This window comes from Thermosynechococcus sp. HN-54, assembly GCF_023650955.1.
Taxonomy (GTDB): Bacteria; Cyanobacteriota; Cyanobacteriia; order Thermosynechococcales; family Thermosynechococcaceae; genus Thermosynechococcus.
This window is the reverse complement of the sequence record NZ_CP098039.1, coordinates 1190548-1206502: the sequence shown is the minus strand read 5'-3', so window position 1 is coordinate 1206502 and position 15955 is coordinate 1190548. Positions and strand designations below refer to the sequence as shown.

Here is a 15955-nt window from a genome sequence, read left to right as displayed (position 1 = left end):
TAGCAATAGATCGCTCGAGTGTGACAAGAAGGCTATTTTGTGAGCCACAAATTAAGTTGTCATTAGCTGTACCGACGGTAGAGTTGAAAAAGCTAGAGCCGGGATTCCCACAATCGTTTGTAGTTTGCGACAGCGCTGGTAAACTGTTCAAAATGATTTGCACTAACGTGCTCGCCAAAAGCGCTAAAAGGGGGTGTAATCGTTTAGAGAACATCACACTACCTACCTGAATCTATTAAGCAAGAAAGTTCGGTTTTTCCTACAGTCGCAGTTACTCTACCCAAGAAGAAATGCTCTCCCCTTGTTTCCCAAGTTAACTGGGAACTACAACCAAGGAAATGCTAATCTTCTTCGGATCCCCCTATAATTTCCTAGGCGAGAATAGCTTGGATTTTTTTGAATGTCAATAGGCCTATTGCCAGAAGTGTTGAATTCTGCAACAAAACTTAACATCCTAAGTGACAAGTAGCTCTGGCTGCCAATCAAAGCTCCAATGCACTATCGAGCAGCGGCGACTCAGTTCCAGTTGCAAATATCGCAATTTGTCTAATAGCTTCCTGCCAAAGTATTCAGGTATCTCCATTAGCTCTAAAATTAAGTACCCAATCAAAACCATATAAATCTGATTTATCACCCCATTCAAACTCTTCGTAATCAGCTTGTCTAATGATAAATGCATCTTTAGAAACTTCCATAAGTTCTCAATCCCCCACCGATGCCGATACAGCTCACTCACTTCCTCATCACTTAGATGCATTAGATTCGTCGCAATACGAAACTCTGTTCCATGCTCATCAAAAAATTGAACCACTCGGTATCTCTCATGATTGAGCTTCATTCTCATGTTATTCTTGATACGCACAACAAATAAACACTTCCTCTCACTCAGCCGCTCTAAAAATCTCCAACTCGCAAACCCTCTATCCATGATGGCAACGGCATTCTCAGGGATCATTTCTAAAATCTCGTCTTGAAAGCTTAGGTCATGTCTCTCCCCAAAAGAGACTACTGCCTTACCCAGGATGTTCTCTGTTAAATCAAATCCTGTAATTAACTTCACTTGATGGTATTTGTAGAACCAAAAGAGCTTACTCGTCAGGGTAATGACGGTTGAATCAATAGGAAACAGCATCAGACTTGAACAACGATGTCTCTTGCGAGCTTGAGACATGAGATGAGTGTAAATCCTCTCAAATAAGGTGGTTGTTCGAGTTTTGTTCGCCTTGGAAAACGTGGACATATCCACTGTAATCCCCGAATGATTCAAGCGATAAAATAAGGCTCTCATGCTGGTTAATCCTTGGTCGAGAATGTAGGTCAACCAGATTTTGAAGAACAATTGAGAGTTGAGGACGGGGTAGTCGCAAGGGCTGAGCTGCTTGAGAATAGACTTGACAAGAACTGAAAAAGATGCCATAGTAAGCTGATTAATTTTTCTTCTTTTGAGGGAAGAATACGACATTTCTTCCCTTTTTTCTAGCCTCTTAAACTATCTTTCAACACTTCTGGCCTATTGCTGAGTCATGGTCTTTGATGGTGAACTATTCAATGACATGCAAATCTCTAGGAAATTCTGAACCCAGCAGTTGCTCCGGAGTATAGGGACAAGTTGGGGGGAGATCCTTATAGTCCAAGGGCGTTTCCAAGCATACTAAGTCTAGCCCTGCCAAGTAGGCTTTGGCGATCGCCTTCGTTAGATAAGACTGAAGGCTAGGATTTTCTTCCAATAAATCCTTAATCTCACGTCGTTGCATCTGAATCGTGACTCGCCAACTTTTACTGCGTCTTTCTGGCTGATACTCCCACTTCAGCAAATGCCCAATCAAAACACCGAGGCGGTTTTTCAGTTCTTGCCGCTCCTGCCGTCCCAAGGCTTCGATTTCCTCTACTAAGTGGGCAATATCAAGGTGGCTAAAGTCTCCTGTCTTGAGCAAGTTCGCCTGCTCTAGGATCCAAGCATAAAAGTCGCTTTCATAAAGATTGCTGTGCATGATTTTTGATGAGCTGATCCCCTCAAGCTGCATTTTAGATAATGTACGCCGCAAAAAATTGCCCCAAGTGAGGACTAGCACTCACCAGTGTATGAAAGATACGACTCCCGGCTTCATGCCCCGGCTGAATGGGAAACATTCTCTGCCACGGTTCTGGCGGGTCTAACCATTGCCAGTGGGCACCAGCAGCATGGACAATTGGCCAAGCGGGGGCAACATCCCAAATGCGAGGTGTGCGCTCCACAGCACCGAGGGTATAACCCGCAGCAACGGTCAGCAAGTTGTAACTGGCGGATCCCAACATACGAATTTTGCAAGGAAAGGAACGCTTGAGCACATCAGTACTACGAGCACAAAGACTAAAAAAGGTCTGCAAAGTTGGCTCACTGACCTTAACGCGAATGGGTTTCTCATTTAAATAGGCACCGTTAGCATGGTCAGGGGCTTGATAGAAGCCATGGAAGGTTTGCTGCAAGCCGGGAACGTGGACATAGCCAAATACAGGTGTGCCTTGGTATAGCAAACTGAGGGCAATACACCAAATGGGCAACCCATGAGCATAGTTGGTGGTGCCATCAATGGGATCAATAATCCAACACCACGGTTCACCACCGTAGGTATGGTTTCCCTCTTCACTCAGGCAGCCGTGGTGGGGAAAGCGTTCCTGAAGCATCTCGGTGATTTTCCGATCCGCCCAAAGGTCGGCACGGGTGACAAGGCTGCCATCGGCCTTGCGATCGCTCGGGGATTGCCCCGCCCACTCCAACAAACGGGGGGCGACCACCTGTTGAATCTGTTGACAGGTTTCTAGCACCTCAGACCAAAACCCTGAGTTCATTCACTGTCTCCCACCGCGATAAAATGAGCACGTCGCCCCTCATCCTAATACTGCTGCTGCAGGTTCGTCTCACTTGCCATGGCACAAACACTGGTCGTGAAAATTGGCACATCAAGCCTGACGGGGGGTAAGGAAGGGCATCTTGCCTTAGCAACCATTGCCCAACTGGTGGAGGTGCTGTGTCACTGTCAACGGCGGGGGGATCGCGTGGTTCTCGTCTCCTCTGGTGCTGTGGGTGTAGGTGCCGTCCGTCTAGGCTTGAGAGAGCGTCCCCAACAGTTAGCCCACAAACAGGCAGTGGCTGCGGTGGGTCAGGGACACCTAATGCGCATGTACGATGATCTCTTTTCTGTGCTGCGCCAGCCCATTGCCCAAATCCTCGTGACGCGGCAAAATTTTGTCGATCGCCAGAGCTACCTCAATATCTACAACACGTTCCAAGCGCTGTTTGAACTGGGCGTCATTCCCATTGTCAATGAGAACGACACGGTGGCAGTGGATGAACTCAAGTTTGGCGACAATGATACCCTCTCAGCCCTTGTGGCGAGCCTTGTGGAAGCCGATTGGTTATTTTTGCTCACGGATGTCGATCGCCTCTACTCAGCGGATCCGCGCATTGATAAAACAGCCGTTCCCATTGAGCGGGTGGTCTCCTTAGCCGAGTTAACACAAACCATTCAAATTGGTGCTGCTGGCTCCGCTTGGGGCACCGGGGGCATGACCACCAAAATTCGGGCTGCCGAGATTGCCACCGAAGCTGGCGTCCGCACCGTGATTACCGATGGGCGATCGCCCACCAACATTCTGAAAATTCTAGAGGGAGAACCGTTAGGCACCCAATTTGAACCCCGTCCCAAAGCCATCAATGCCCGTAAACGCTGGATCGCCCGTGCCCTAATTCCCAAAGGTGAGTTGTGGCTGGATGACGGTGCTGTTAAAGCAATTACCATTGGGGGCAAGTCTCTCTTGGCAGCAGGCATTACCCGCGTCGAAGGGGAGTTCCAAGCCCAAGATGCCGTCAGGCTCTGTGATCCTACAGGAACTGAAGTTGCCCGCGGCCTAGTCAACTACAACAGTGAGGAAATCCGCCGTGTGCAGGGGCAACAGTCCAGTGAACTAGCCAACATCCTCGGCTATGCCGGTGCCGATACAATTGTCCACCGCGATAACTTGGTGGTGACCCTGTAAGAGTGCTCTATCGCCATCAAAAGAACGATCGGTAGCAAGTGCGGTAAAATTACTCACTAACTGTGACGGTTTATGCAGCGATTGGGGGTAGGTTTTGCATCTGGCATAGCCACACCAAGGAGGGCGTATCCCTCTAGGACAGTACCTGATGGGCGAAAGGAAACCTATGGTTCAATTCCACATCCAACCAGACAGCGAAATTCCTGCTTCAACTCAGCTCTTTAATCAAATTAGTTTTGCGATCGCTGCACGGCAATTTCCACCAGGCTATCGTTTGCCCAGTACGCGGCAGCTGGCCATGCAAACCGGACTGCACCGCAACACGATTAGCAAAGTTTACGAACGCCTTGAAGCCGCTGGTTTAGTTGTCCCCCAAGTGGGGTCTGGCATCTATGTGCGTGCCCTTGGCCAAGAGGAAACCCGACCGCGGCAACGGCGACCTGCTGTTGTGCCTGTACATCGCATTGTCCAAGAAAGCGTTGATACCCTCCTCGAGATGGGCTATTCCCTAAGTCAAATTCGCGAGCTATTCCTTGCCGAGATCGACGCCCGCCAAAAAGCCGGGGTGCGGGTTTTGGTGACAGTGCCCCGCCACGATCAAGGGGCTGGCGAACTGATTGTTCAGGAATTGCAACAATTGCTGCCAATTCCCGTAGAACTCGTCTTTCTCGAAGACTTGGAAGCGGTTCTCGATGGCGATACCTCTGCAACGGTTGTTACGGTGCGCTATTTTGCCAGCATGACGGAAGCCATTACCCGCGATAAGGATGTGCGGGTCTTCTTTATTGACATCTACAACTACCAGCGCGAACTGGAAGTGGTGCGGCAATTGCCAAAAGGCTCCTGCTTGGGCTTGGTGAGTCTTAGTTCTGGTACCCTCGGCGTGGCAGAGGTCATGATCCACAGTTTGCGAGGGGATGAGCTACTCTTGGTTACCGCTCAAGCCAACGATAGCTATAAGCTCAATGCCCTAGTGCACCGTGCCCACACAATCATTAGCGATCGCGCCAGTGGGGAACGAGTCAAAGCAGCCATTGCAGCGGCTCGCCATGAGTTAATTCGCATCCCCCGTCTCATTTGCTGTGAAAGCTACATTGATCCGCGGTCGGTAGAACTCCTGAAACGGGAAATCGGCCTCACTGATGATCTGCCCCTTGAAGCCAAAGCCTCTTGACTCAGGGATTGATCTCATTCAACATCTGGGACAATTGCACAGTGATAGCCTGATTTTTGGCTTGATTGTGCATTATGTCCAATTGTAGATTCGTAAGATATCCTAGACCGGCCGCAAGACCACAGTACAGAATGCCGACAGCACTTAGTTTTGGCCAATGCAAGCTCATAAAACGCCACATCAGTCAACTCCTCATCGCCACAACATAGATCACGAGGCCAAGCCCCCTGCTAGCAACCAAACACAATGAACCCCTAGGAGCATTCTTCGGAACCTCCTCATCAAGGGAAAATGGTTTGCCAGTAGGGGTCACACCTAAAAAATTAATTCCAATTTTAATGATTTCCCTGAGAAGCACACCTCAAAACGTTACACTTGTTAAATTTATGAAATGTGTGGGAAAGTCCTGAATTACTCAGGGGTTGAGGTGATTGGTAAAAGTCTTCTAAAATCATCTAGAAAATCTTAATTATCTCTTCATTTTGACTGATCAAATCAGGGTGGATACCATCGCTTCGCTGCGCATTGTTCTTGTGGAACCCCAAGGGGAAATCAATGTCGGTAGCATTGCCCGTGTGATGAAAAATATGGGGTTACAGCAGTTGTGGATTGTCAGTCCCCGCTGTGATCCCAAGGGAGAGCTAGCGCAGCGCTGGGCTGTTCATGGCGAGGATGTACTCCAGCACGCTAGGGTGACGGATTCCCTCCAGACGGCGCTGGCGAATTGTCAGCGGGTCTTTGCCACAGTGGGGCGGGAGGTGGCGGATTTAGCGCTACCGCTTTGGACACCGCGTCAAGCGGCTCCTCAACTGTTGGCTGTGCCGCAGTCAGCACTGGTTTTTGGTCGTGAGGATCGGGGGCTGACGAATGCTGAATTGGAGCTTGCCCATGGCTTGGTGCAAATTCCTACGGCCAATGCCTATCCATCTTTGAATCTGGCGCAAGCTGTTGCCGTATGCTGCTATGAGTTGTGGTTGAGTGCCAGCGACAGCAGGGGAACTTTTCCCCAAGGGGCTGCCGTCCCCTTTGAGCAGTTGCAGGGGTTTTATGACCATTTAGAGCAGGTGTTGCTCCAGATTGGTTTTTTGTATCCCCATACTGCTGCGAGTCGTATGGCCAAGGTGCGATCGCTCCTCGGGCGCGCCTACCCCACGGCTGCTGAAGTAGCGCTGTTGCGGGGTATGGTTCGTCAGGTGGAGTGGGCGATTCAGCATGCAGCCACTACCGCTTCAGACACCTTCCCTCTAAAGTAAATGGCATGGTTGCTCGGTTTCGGTCAATGGTTCCGTCCTCTAGTTTTTCCTCACTGCCTCGTCCGGCGTCACCACCGATTCCTAACACGACGCCGCCCCGTCCCAATTTGTTCTTAATTAGTTTGCGTTTTGGCGTCAGTGGGGTGGCGCTTGCCACGATAGTAGGCACTCTCCTGTCGGTGCTACAGCCTCAGGAACTTGCCTTAGAGACGACTGCCAGTCAGGCGATCGCCCCTGAAACACCAACCCCCAACTTGCCCCCAGAACGTCCCCTCCCCACCCTGCAACAGCAAATTCAACAACTGGTTAGCCGTCAACCCAATCTGACGGCGGGGCTGTACTTTTTTAACCTCGACTCCGGAGCGTCTTTGAATGTGGGCGGGGACGAGGTCTTTCCGGCGGCTTCTACGATTAAGTTTCCGATCTTGGTTGCTTTTTTCAAGGCGGTGGATGAGGGACGAGTCACACTCCACGAACGCCTGACGATGCGCCCCGATCTCATTGCGCCTGAGGCCGGTACGTTACAGTATCAAAAGCCCAATTCCCAGTACCCCGCCCTTGAGGTGGCAGATTTAATGATTACGATTAGCGATAACACGGCCACCAATATGATCATTGATCGCCTCGGGGGTGCAGCCGTGCTGAACCAACAGTTTCAGGAATGGGGGTTAGAAAACACGGTGATCAACAATCTGCTACCGGATATGAAGGGCACCAACACCACTAGCCCCCGCGACTTGGCAACGCTGATGCTGAAAATTGGTCAGGGGGAAATTGTCTCCCCCCGTAGTCGCGATCGCCTGCTGGACATTATGCGGCGAACGGTAACTAATACGCTCTTACCGGCTGGCCTCGGCAAAGGAGCGACGATTGCCCACAAAACCGGGGATATTGGTATTGTGGTGGGGGATGCTGGCATGGTGGATATGCCCAATGGCCAACGCTATGTGGCCGCCATGATGGTGAAACGCCCCTACAACGATCCCCGAGGTAGTGAACTGATCCGCCAAGTCTCGCGCATGGCCTACCAAGCCTTTGAGAAACTTCCCCCTCCTCAGCCTTAGATGTCACAGCCCCTCCTTACCCTCCATCAGGTGTGCCGCTACTTCGGCGGCCTCAAGGCGGTTGACCGCGTGTCCTTTAGCGTGGCAACGGGGGAGATTTTTGGCATTATTGGCCCCAATGGCGCCGGTAAAACCACCCTCTTTAATTTGCTCACGGGATTAATTCCTGTTACCGCCGGCAACATTCAGTTTCAGCAGCGGTCCCTTCACCGCCTCAAACCTCACCAGATTGCTGCTTTGGGTATTGCTCGCACATTTCAAAATATCCGCCTTTTTCCAGAAATGAGTGTTTGGGAGAATGTGCGGATGGGACAGCATCTCCATGCCCCCTCGAACTTCTGGGCAAACCTATGGGGCGCACCACCAGTGCGCCATGCTCAGGAGCGCTTGGAGAATCGGGCCAAGGAACTCCTCTACTGGGTGGATCTCTACGAGCGGCGCCACGAGCGAGCAGGAAACTTGCCCTATGGCGAACAACGCCGCCTTGAACTGGCGCGTGCCTTGGCGCTGCAACCCAGACTGCTATTACTGGATGAGCCGGCCGCCGGCATGAATCCCAAGGAAAAGCAAGACCTTTGTGAGTTGATTCGTCGCCTTAAGGAAACATTCGACCTGACGGTGATTCTCATTGAGCACCATGTGCCCCTTGTGATGAGTTTGTGCGATCGCTTGGCCGTATTGGACTTTGGTCAACTCATTGCTTTAGGGGATCCTCTGACGGTTAAAAATGATCCCAAGGTAATTGAGGCATACCTCGGCGGCGATGTTTAAGGCAACGGATTCTTACTTTCAAGGACGAACAGCGATTCTGGCTACGAAGCACGGCAAAGAACAGGTGATTGCCCCCGCGCTTGCCCCCCTAGGGGTAACAGTCGTGGTCGCAAACGACTTTGATAGCGATCGCTTTGGCACCTTTAGTCGGGAAATTCCCCGCTGCGGTACCCAAGAGGAGGCAGCGCTGGCGAAGGCCGAAGCAGTTCTCGCGCAAACGGAGGCAGAGTTAGTCCTTGCCAGTGAGGGGAGCTTTGGTCCCCATCCCCAGTTTCCGATGCTCCCGAGCGATCGCGAACTTGTTCTCCTCCTTGATCGCCGCCACAATTTGACGCTGTGGGGCGAAGTCATCTCCCTAGAAACCAACTTTAACCATGCGACGGTGGGGAATCTGGAAGAGGCTCTAGCCTTTGCAGCACGGGTGGGTTTTCCAGATCATGCTTTGATTGCCATGGTAAGTGCAGAGCCACCGGCCAACACCCCTATCTTCAAGGGGTTGCAAACCGAGGAACAACTAGCGCAGGCGATCGCCACCTTGCAAACCTATCGCCCCACGATTCACCTCGAAACGGATATGCGAGCCCACATGAACCCGACGCGCATGCGGGTCATTGCTGAAGCGGCTGCGCAACTCGTGCAAGCCATGACTCAAGGCTGTCCCCAGTGTGGTTGGCCGGGGTTTGTGGCTCGTGAGAAACTACCGGGGCTACCCTGTGAACTGTGTGGCGCCCCCACTAGTGCCATCAAAGCCAGCCGCTACCGCTGTCAACGCTGTTTGCACCAACTGACTCTACCCGTCCCTGAAACCGTTGCCGATGCCAGTCAATGCTACTTCTGCAACCCCTAGGTAAAGACTTGGTATAATTTCTTGCATTCAAACGCTCATTCCGGTGGTTAGGTTAGACACTTGTTGAGGCATTGTTTCGTCTAAACTCATACATAGCGCAAATTTTTGAGGAGTGACCCATGGCACCTCGCTACTTGGCTGGTTTTACCCTTGCTGTACTCAGTTTCAGTCTAGGGAACGTCGCTCTCGCTCAAACCGCAGGCGCCAATAACCCCATGGAGGGCTGGCAGCAAAACGGCACTGCCAACGATCTGGGAAGTATTCTCAATCCCCAGAATGGCAACTTTTCCGTGCCGGGACTGATGAATCGGCTGCGCCTCATGGATGGCCGCGATCCCAACGAAGTGGTGACCGATCAAATGGAAAATCTTAATGCTCAAGCGGAGGCCTTTCGCCAACGGCAGCAGCAGCAATTCCAAAATTTGACAGTTACGCCCTAGGACAGGGGTGCCATGTCCCCAAGGGTATTGATTTTGGGCTTAGGGCATTGGGGACAGACACTAGCCTACCTATTCCAGCAACAGGGGTGCACGGTCTCTTCTTGGGGGCGATCCCAGGGGGCACTCTCGGCTGCTCTTTTCCAAGACATTCATTTACTGGTTTCGGCTCTCCCCATCAAAGCGGTACGGGAAGTGGCTGCCCAAGTCGCTGCCCTTCAACCCCCCTTAGGAATGATCCTTGTCAGTGCCACGAAGGGTCTAGAATCGGAAACCTTTGCCACAGCGGCGGATATTTGGCAAAATTACTGCCCGCATCACGATCTTGTGGTGCTTTCAGGACCCAACCTAGCCAGCGAAATTCAGCAGGGACTACCGGCAGCCGCAGTGGTGGGGGGAAAGCCAGCAGCCACCAAGCAAGTGCAGCACTGTTTGGGCAGTACCACGTTTCGCCTCTATAGCAATGAGGATCGGCGGGGTGTTGAAATGGGGGGCATCTTCAAAAATGTGATTGCGATCGCCTGTGGGGTCAATGATGGTCTAGGTCTTGGCGTCAATGCCCGCTCTGCCCTGATTACTCGAGGACTCGTAGAAATGGTGCGGGTGGGTACCCACTGGGGCGGACAAGTGGAAACCTTCTACGGCCTTTCAGGGTTAGGGGATCTCCTCGCCACCTGTACCAGCGCCCTCAGTCGCAACTATCAAGTGGGGTGGCATCTTGCCCACGGTAAGTCCCTCTCCCAAGCCCTAGCACTGACAAAGGGGACGGCTGAAGGGGTGAACACCGCTTGGGTGCTCTGCACCTATGCCCAGCAGCACCAGTTAGATATTCCGATTACTACCATGGTCAATGCTGTTCTCGGTGGCCATCTCACTCCCCAAGCTGCCCTCAACTGTCTTTTGGAGCGTCCCTTCAAGCCGGAGATGATTCCTAGTCAGTAGCTTCAGTCCTTGGCTGTGAACTTGCACGGGGCGCCGGCAGCGCCGCAGGAGCCGTTTCACTCACAGGAATAGCCACAGGCGGACGATCAAGACTGAGCATCAAACCGACTGCCGTTGGCTCAATCGGTAGAGGAGATACCTCTGGCTCAATGCCGGCAGGACTTGTGATAGCCACAGGCAGACTGGGGAAGGGATTGGGAATTAGACCCGTCAGCATTGCCACGAAGGATGCCGCTAGGGTCGCCCCCGCACTCCCTAAGACCCAAATACGACGGGGGCGATTGGCCTTAGCAATGACTTGCGCGGCTAAATGATCGGCTGAACAGGGGGTCAACGGCACGGGCAGCTCCTGCATTTGCTGCTTGAGGATGAGCAGCCGTTGATAGAGGCGTTGGCCTTCGGGGTCAGTGGCCAGCCATGCTTCCACCTGTTGCCGCTCCGCCGCCGTCACTTCACCATCGAGATAGGCGCTCAGGAGTTCAAAGGTATCGCGTTTGCAGTGATCCAGTTCGTCCATCATAGGGGTCTGTCCTTGCAGGAAAAGGGTAGGGGTGATTCGCATTAGGTTGAAGGAAGATCGAGGTGAGGTTGGAGTTCTAGTTGGAGTCGCTGTCGGGCACGGGCGATTCGTGATTTCACGGTTCCGAGGGAAACCCCGGTGATTTGGGCAATTTCTTCGTAGGAGAGGCCTTCAATTTCCCGCAGGACAATCGTTGTCCGAAAGGTTTCTGGCAAGTTGGCGATCGCCCGCCGCAATTGGTCATAAAACTCATCCGTGTGCAGTAAGTCATCAGGACTGGCGTTATTGGCAGCAAGTTCCCAATTCATTTCCCCCTCTTGGGTTTTCAGGGGTGCATCCAGTGACAGGGGCGGTTGATGGCGTTTGCGTTTGCGCAATTCATCGTAAAACAGATTGGTGGCAATGCGGCTGAGCCAACCGCGAAACTTGCTGGCATCCTGCAATTTGTGAATGTTGCGATACACCCGAATCCAGACTTCTTGAACAAGGTCAGCGCGATCGTCCCAGTCGGGCGCGAGGTGATAGATAATTCGCTCCACATGGGGTTGATAGCGGCGCAACAGCTCTGTAAAGGCAGCGCGATCTGGGGTTTTGCCAGCCTGACAGCGGACAACCAACTCTTGGGGTGTAAGTTTTGTCAGCGGCAGCGTCACCCGAGCACTGGTCTCCTCAACACACGTCCAAGCAAGGGGAAGACTGGATGTCATGGATACAATCGACCTCAGACCAATCGCTTTTCATGACGCCCTTGCCCCCATGATGTTCCCTGATCCGTTATAGCTTGCCAAGGACATTGCCATGCATCCTGTTTTGGATGCGAGTCTGTTAATGTTCCCTTAACGTTGGTGAATTTAGATTAAACTTTTTATTGTAGCGGCGATCGTTCTTTCTTTGGACGCGCTACGCAAACACTCAACGCGCGGCTCAATGTAACCCCTTATCACCGCCCCTCACCACCATGCTCTGGATCCGCATTGCCAGTGGACTTGTCGCGATCGCTCTCGCGCTGCTGATGACCTTTCTAGGTGGTTGGTATTTTTGTCTGGGCATTGGAGCACTGATTTATCTGGGTCAACTAGAATACTTTGAACTGGCGCGTGCCAAAGGGAGTGCACCAGCCGCTAAAACTACCCTCGTGGTCAGTCAAGTGCTCCTCATCACCTCACTGCTGCGTCCAGACCTTGCGGATGCTGTCTTTCCCGTGGCGGGTACCTTCATTTGCTTCTACTTGCTATTTCAACCCAAGCTGGCCTCGATCGCCGATATTTCCACCTCAATCATGGGGCTGTTTTATGGCGGCTATTTGCCAAGCTATTGGGTGCGCCTGCGGGGACTAGAGCAGCAAGCAACATTACCTTTGGGGGGATTTTGGCCAGAGCAGTTTCAACTCACCGCTTTGCCCTTGGGGTTACAGGTGACGCTCTTGGCCTTTGTCTGTATTTGGGCGGCAGATATTGGTGCCTATGCTGTTGGTAAGCTCTTTGGCCGGACGCGGCTTTCCCACATCAGCCCCAAGAAAACCGTAGAAGGGGCAGTGTTTGGCGTTCTAGGGAGTTTAGGTGTCGCTCTTTGGGGAGCACATTCCCTTGGCTGGCCACTCCCTTGGCTTTTGGGTGCAATGTTTGGCCTCATGATTGGCATTGCCAGTCTATTGGGGGACTTAACGGAGTCAATGATGAAACGGGATGCTGGGGTCAAAGATTCTGGCCAGTTGATTCCGGGGCATGGCGGCATTTTGGATCGCGCCGATAGCTATGTTTTTACGGCACCCCTTGTGTTTTACTTTGTGACGTTGCTGTTGCCCCTGTGTCAATAAAAGAAACAGCGTCCCTTCCCGTGTGATTAAACGCACCAAAAAAAGACTCATAGGTTTCAATATTTCCATGTTTTCACTCAATCTACTTAGTTTCCATTCAATCTACTGAGAACAGGTCTCAGCATCCCTGACGCAAATTGAGCGCACCTTTGGCAAGGAAAGTTTCCATTCAATCTACTGAGAACAGGTCTCAGCATATCCTAGGTAGAGCTAGGTCAACCTCAGTAGGCTTCGTTTCCATTCAATCTACTGAGAACAGGTCTCAGCATTCGAAGCTAGCTACCCTTTGCGATGCCGCTATCTGTTTCCATTCAATCTACTGAGAACAGGTCTCAGCATAACCGGAATCCGGGTTTTTCTTTGGTTGACAAAGAAGTTTCCATTCAATCTACTGAGAACAGGTCTCAGCATATTCTATTCCTAGTGAAACCTGCTCCCAAACCGCTTGTTTCCATTCAATCTACTGAGAACAGGTCTCAGCATTTACCTCTAAAAACTTAGGCACAAATATAATTTTACGTTTCCATTCAATCTACTGAGAACAGGTCTCAGCATTTGCTGTTTTTGAGCCAAAAGGGAATCGCAATTTCGGTTTCCATTCAATCTACTGAGAACAGGTCTCAGCATGGGCTTCGGCTGAGAGAGACTGATGGAGGTCTGTTGTTTCCATTCAATCTACTGAGAACAGGTCTCAGCATGTTTACTTTTACTTAAGCAGCGCTACACTCGTAAAGTTTCCATTCAATCTACTGAGAACAGGTCTCAGCATGGTTTCCCAGTAACCAAACCCCAAGATTTTGAATGTTTCCATTCAATCTACTGAGAACAGGTCTCAGCATCTGGCGGGTGGACGCAAGTTCGAAACCGGCCAGTTTCCATTCAATCTACTGAGAACAGGTCTCAGCATTCTATCTATCGACGAAGACCTCCCCTTTTAGTTAAGTTTCCATTCAATCTACTGAGAACAGGTCTCAGCATCTGTACCATCTACGCGTGACCGCCTCTACCGAAAGTTTCCATTCAATCTACTGAGAACAGGTCTCAGCATACCGGCTGATAGTTGGCGCTAGTTTGAATTTTCGTGTTTCCATTCAATCTACTGAGAACAGGTCTCAGCATCTTGCTGAAATTAACCCAAATACTTTTGTTAGCGTGTTTCCATTCAATCTACTGAGAACAGGTCTCAGCATAAGCGACGAAATCTTAGATTTCGCGAATTTGACAAGTTTCCATTCAATCTACTGAGAACAGGTCTCAGCATTTCTTGTAAATGTGAGCCAATCTGCGGCCGAGCCGTTTCCATTCAATCTACTGAGAACAGGTCTCAGCATAAATTTTAATTCCTAAAACTCTCCCACCCCCCAGGTTTCCATTCAATCTACTGAGAACAGGTCTCAGCATAGCGGAGTTGTCGAGATTTCTTGAATCCCGTTTGACGGTTTCCATTCAATCTACTGAGAACAGGTCTCAGCATCCCTATCAGTCTCTCTCACCCAAAGTCCCCTGGGGCCCGTTTCCATTCAATCTACTGAGAACAGGTCTCAGCATCCTCCAATTTGGGGCCAAAGGTAAGTAAGCGATAACGTTTCCATTCAATCTACTGAGAACAGGTCTCAGCATGGGAGGGACGTTTTGAGGATTATTACAATTCGAAGTTTCCATTCAATCTACTGAGAACAGGTCTCAGCATGGTATGGTATTAGCGAAGCCAGGCAGCATAACTCGTTTCCATTCAATCTACTGAGAACAGGTCTCAGCATACCGCCCCCCTAGGAAGCTGTCCCTGACTACTATAGCACAGATCATTTTCAAGCACCTACTGAGTTTGATTTATTTGTTGCGGTAAAATTTTTGGATCTCTGATTGGTGGAGATGCCAAATGCCCTCCAGAGGCGACTTTCAGGAAAATTCAAGCACCTCCAAATCTGTTAGAAATTCCTCAAAACCTCACTGCATCTGGCTTTGGCAAAATTGCTGAGATGGGAGGATATTTTTGTCCAGAGGTGCTTGATCCTCCGCCTAAAGATCGGGAAAGACAACCCGGACATCGGGATGGACTAAATAGTGCTGCTTGACCACTAGACCTTTGGCAAGGGCAGGGGAAAGTTCGAGAGCGCGATCGCCATGATCGGCGAGGCAGAGAATATAGGGCAAGGTACTGTTCGTTAGGGCTTGGGTTGCTGTCCAAGGCACGGCTCCCGGCATATTGGGAACGCCATAGTGCACGACGCCAAAAACCGTGTAGGTGGGGTTGGAATGGGTAGTGGGTCGCAGGGTTTCCACACAGCCCCCTTGATCCACAGCCACATCAATAATCACGGCTCCGGGGCGCATCCTTTGCACCAGCGACTTGGGCACAAGACAAGGAGGACGTTGACCCGGCACAAGAACAGCACCAATCACCAAATCGGCTTGGGGCAGTAGCTCGGCAATGAGATGAGAACTGCTGTAGAGGTACTCCACCCGTGCACCAAAGAGGGTTTCAAGGTACTTTAGACGCTCCAAATTAATGTCAAGAATGCTCACCTGTGCCCCCAAGCCAACAGCCATGCGTGCTGCCTCTGTCCCCACAACACCGCCACCCAGAATGACAACCCGCCCTGGCCGCACCCCCGGCAGGCCACTGAGGAGCACCCCCCGCCCCCCTTGAGTATGCTCTAGAAAGCGGGCACCAAACTGCACTGCCAAGCGACCAGCAATCATGCTCATGGGGGTCAGCAGCGGGAAACTGCGTTGATGATGGTGGGTTTCTTCGACACTTTCGTAGGCGATCGCGGTCGTGCCCGATTGCAGAAGCGCCACCGTCAGCTCTCGACTAGCGGCGAGATGGAGGTAGGTAAAGAGGATTTGGCCAGAACGCAGGTAACGATATTCTGAGGGCAAAGGTTCCTTGACTTTGATGACCAGTTCAGCATCCCACGCCGCTTGGGCCGTAGCCACAATTTGCGCCCCTGCTGCCACATAGGCCTCATCGAGGAAGCCCGAACCAACCCCGGCGCCACTTTCAATGATGACCTCATGACCCCGCTCCCGCAGACTCTGGACTCCCGCTGGGGTGAGACCGACGCGAAATTCTTGATCCTTGATTTCCTTGGGGACACCAATGCGCATGAC

The 15955-nt window shown here is 51.5% G+C and carries 15 protein-coding genes and 1 CRISPR repeat array; of the genes, 9 read left to right on the top strand and 6 right to left on the bottom strand.

Features of this window, described 5'->3' with window-relative positions; translation table 11 throughout:
* Window positions 1-454: 454 nt before the first annotated feature.
* The 3 genes from NBE99_RS05805 to NBE99_RS05795 form a co-directional block, all read right to left on the bottom strand.
* Window positions 455-1417, bottom strand: coding sequence for a transposase (locus tag NBE99_RS05805; RefSeq protein ID WP_399371026.1), 963 nt, complete (start codon window positions 1415-1417; stop codon window positions 455-457).
* Window positions 1418-1541: 124 nt separating this feature from the next.
* Window positions 1542-1991, bottom strand: coding sequence for a DUF29 domain-containing protein (locus NBE99_RS05800; protein WP_250683532.1), 450 nt, complete (start codon window positions 1989-1991; stop codon window positions 1542-1544).
* Between the two features lie 34 nt (window positions 1992-2025).
* Window positions 2026-2829: an inositol monophosphatase family protein gene (locus NBE99_RS05795; RefSeq protein ID WP_250683531.1), complete on the bottom strand. Its 804-nt coding sequence runs from the start codon at window positions 2827-2829 to the stop codon at window positions 2026-2028.
* A gap of 78 nt (window positions 2830-2907) precedes the next feature.
* On the opposite strand from NBE99_RS05795, the gene proB reads away from it, so the two are divergent.
* The 8 genes from proB (at window position 2908) to NBE99_RS05755 (ending at window position 10505) form a co-directional block, all read left to right on the top strand.
* The gene (proB, locus tag NBE99_RS05790) at window positions 2908-4017 is read left to right on the top strand and encodes a glutamate 5-kinase (RefSeq protein WP_250683530.1); all 1110 of its coding nucleotides are present in this window, start codon (window positions 2908-2910) and stop codon (window positions 4015-4017) included.
* A gap of 166 nt (window positions 4018-4183) precedes the next feature.
* A complete protein-coding gene (locus NBE99_RS05785; RefSeq protein ID WP_250683529.1) occupies window positions 4184-5191 on the top strand; it encodes a GntR family transcriptional regulator in 1008 nt (335 codons plus the stop codon).
* 500 nt (window positions 5192-5691) lie between these two features.
* Window positions 5692-6444 (top strand): RNA methyltransferase, encoded by a 753-nt coding sequence (locus NBE99_RS05780; protein WP_250683528.1) that lies wholly within the window; start codon window positions 5692-5694, stop codon window positions 6442-6444.
* A 26-nt stretch (window positions 6445-6470) separates the two neighbouring features.
* Window positions 6471-7508: a serine hydrolase gene (locus tag NBE99_RS05775; RefSeq protein ID WP_250683527.1), complete on the top strand. Its 1038-nt coding sequence runs from the start codon at window positions 6471-6473 to the stop codon at window positions 7506-7508.
* On the top strand, window positions 7509-8279 hold the full coding sequence (locus NBE99_RS05770) for an ABC transporter ATP-binding protein (RefSeq protein ID WP_250683526.1): 771 nt from the start codon (window positions 7509-7511) through the stop codon (window positions 8277-8279).
* Window positions 8272-9126 (top strand): DUF6671 family protein, encoded by an 855-nt coding sequence (locus NBE99_RS05765; protein WP_250683525.1) that lies wholly within the window; start codon window positions 8272-8274, stop codon window positions 9124-9126. Before NBE99_RS05770 ends, NBE99_RS05765 begins: the two co-directional genes overlap by 8 nt.
* A 119-nt stretch (window positions 9127-9245) precedes the next feature.
* On the top strand, window positions 9246-9566 hold the full coding sequence (locus tag NBE99_RS05760) for a hypothetical protein (RefSeq protein WP_250683524.1): 321 nt from the start codon (window positions 9246-9248) through the stop codon (window positions 9564-9566).
* A 12-nt stretch (window positions 9567-9578) separates the two neighbouring features.
* Window positions 9579-10505, top strand: coding sequence for an NAD(P)H-dependent glycerol-3-phosphate dehydrogenase (locus NBE99_RS05755; RefSeq protein ID WP_250683523.1), 927 nt, complete (start codon window positions 9579-9581; stop codon window positions 10503-10505).
* Here the strand turns inward: NBE99_RS05755 and NBE99_RS05750 are convergent.
* Together NBE99_RS05750 and NBE99_RS05745 are read right to left on the bottom strand one after the other, a co-directional pair.
* The gene (locus tag NBE99_RS05750; RefSeq protein ID WP_250683522.1) at window positions 10495-11025 is read right to left on the bottom strand and encodes an anti-sigma factor; all 531 of its coding nucleotides are present in this window, start codon (window positions 11023-11025) and stop codon (window positions 10495-10497) included. The two genes, NBE99_RS05755 and NBE99_RS05750, sit on opposite strands and share 11 nt — an antisense overlap.
* Window positions 11026-11066: 41 nt before the next feature.
* On the bottom strand, window positions 11067-11732 hold the full coding sequence (locus NBE99_RS05745; protein ID WP_250683521.1) for a sigma-70 family RNA polymerase sigma factor: 666 nt from the start codon (window positions 11730-11732) through the stop codon (window positions 11067-11069).
* Between the two features lie 251 nt (window positions 11733-11983).
* Between NBE99_RS05745 and NBE99_RS05740 the strand changes: the two genes are divergently transcribed.
* A complete protein-coding gene (locus tag NBE99_RS05740; protein ID WP_149821646.1) occupies window positions 11984-12841 on the top strand; it encodes a phosphatidate cytidylyltransferase in 858 nt (285 codons plus the stop codon).
* An 89-nt stretch (window positions 12842-12930) separates the two neighbouring features.
* Window positions 12931-14601: direct repeats of the CRISPR family, unit length 36 nt; unit sequence GTTTCCATTCAATCTACTGAGAACAGGTCTCAGCAT.
* Window positions 14602-14860: 259 nt separating this feature from the next.
* Here the strand turns inward: NBE99_RS05740 and ald are convergent.
* Complete coding sequence (gene ald, locus NBE99_RS05735; RefSeq protein WP_250683520.1) at window positions 14861-15952, bottom strand: alanine dehydrogenase; 1092 nt, start codon at window positions 15950-15952, stop codon at window positions 14861-14863.
* Window positions 15953-15955 lie beyond the last annotated feature (3 nt).

Coding starts and splice junctions, on each gene's coding strand:
- NBE99_RS05760 (WP_250683524.1), top strand. CDS start 9,246: ATGGCACCTCGCTACTTGGCTGGTTTTACCCTTGCTGTACTCAGTTTC.
- NBE99_RS05745 (WP_250683521.1), bottom strand. CDS start 11,732: ATGACATCCAGTCTTCCCCTTGCTTGGACGTGTGTTGAGGAGACCAGT.
- NBE99_RS05770 (WP_250683526.1), top strand. CDS start 7,509: ATGTCACAGCCCCTCCTTACCCTCCATCAGGTGTGCCGCTACTTCGGC.
- NBE99_RS05795 (WP_250683531.1), bottom strand. CDS start 2,829: ATGAACTCAGGGTTTTGGTCTGAGGTGCTAGAAACCTGTCAACAGATT.
- NBE99_RS05765 (WP_250683525.1), top strand. CDS start 8,272: ATGTTTAAGGCAACGGATTCTTACTTTCAAGGACGAACAGCGATTCTG.
- NBE99_RS05805 (WP_399371026.1), bottom strand. CDS start 1,417: ATGGCATCTTTTTCAGTTCTTGTCAAGTCTATTCTCAAGCAGCTCAGC.
- proB (WP_250683530.1), top strand. CDS start 2,908: ATGGCACAAACACTGGTCGTGAAAATTGGCACATCAAGCCTGACGGGG.
- NBE99_RS05755 (WP_250683523.1), top strand. CDS start 9,579: ATGTCCCCAAGGGTATTGATTTTGGGCTTAGGGCATTGGGGACAGACA.
- NBE99_RS05750 (WP_250683522.1), bottom strand. CDS start 11,025: ATGATGGACGAACTGGATCACTGCAAACGCGATACCTTTGAACTCCTG.
- NBE99_RS05775 (WP_250683527.1), top strand. CDS start 6,471: ATGGTTCCGTCCTCTAGTTTTTCCTCACTGCCTCGTCCGGCGTCACCA.
- NBE99_RS05740 (WP_149821646.1), top strand. CDS start 11,984: ATGCTCTGGATCCGCATTGCCAGTGGACTTGTCGCGATCGCTCTCGCG.
- NBE99_RS05785 (WP_250683529.1), top strand. CDS start 4,184: ATGGTTCAATTCCACATCCAACCAGACAGCGAAATTCCTGCTTCAACT.
- NBE99_RS05800 (WP_250683532.1), bottom strand. CDS start 1,991: ATGCACAGCAATCTTTATGAAAGCGACTTTTATGCTTGGATCCTAGAG.
- ald (WP_250683520.1), bottom strand. CDS start 15,952: ATGCGCATTGGTGTCCCCAAGGAAATCAAGGATCAAGAATTTCGCGTC.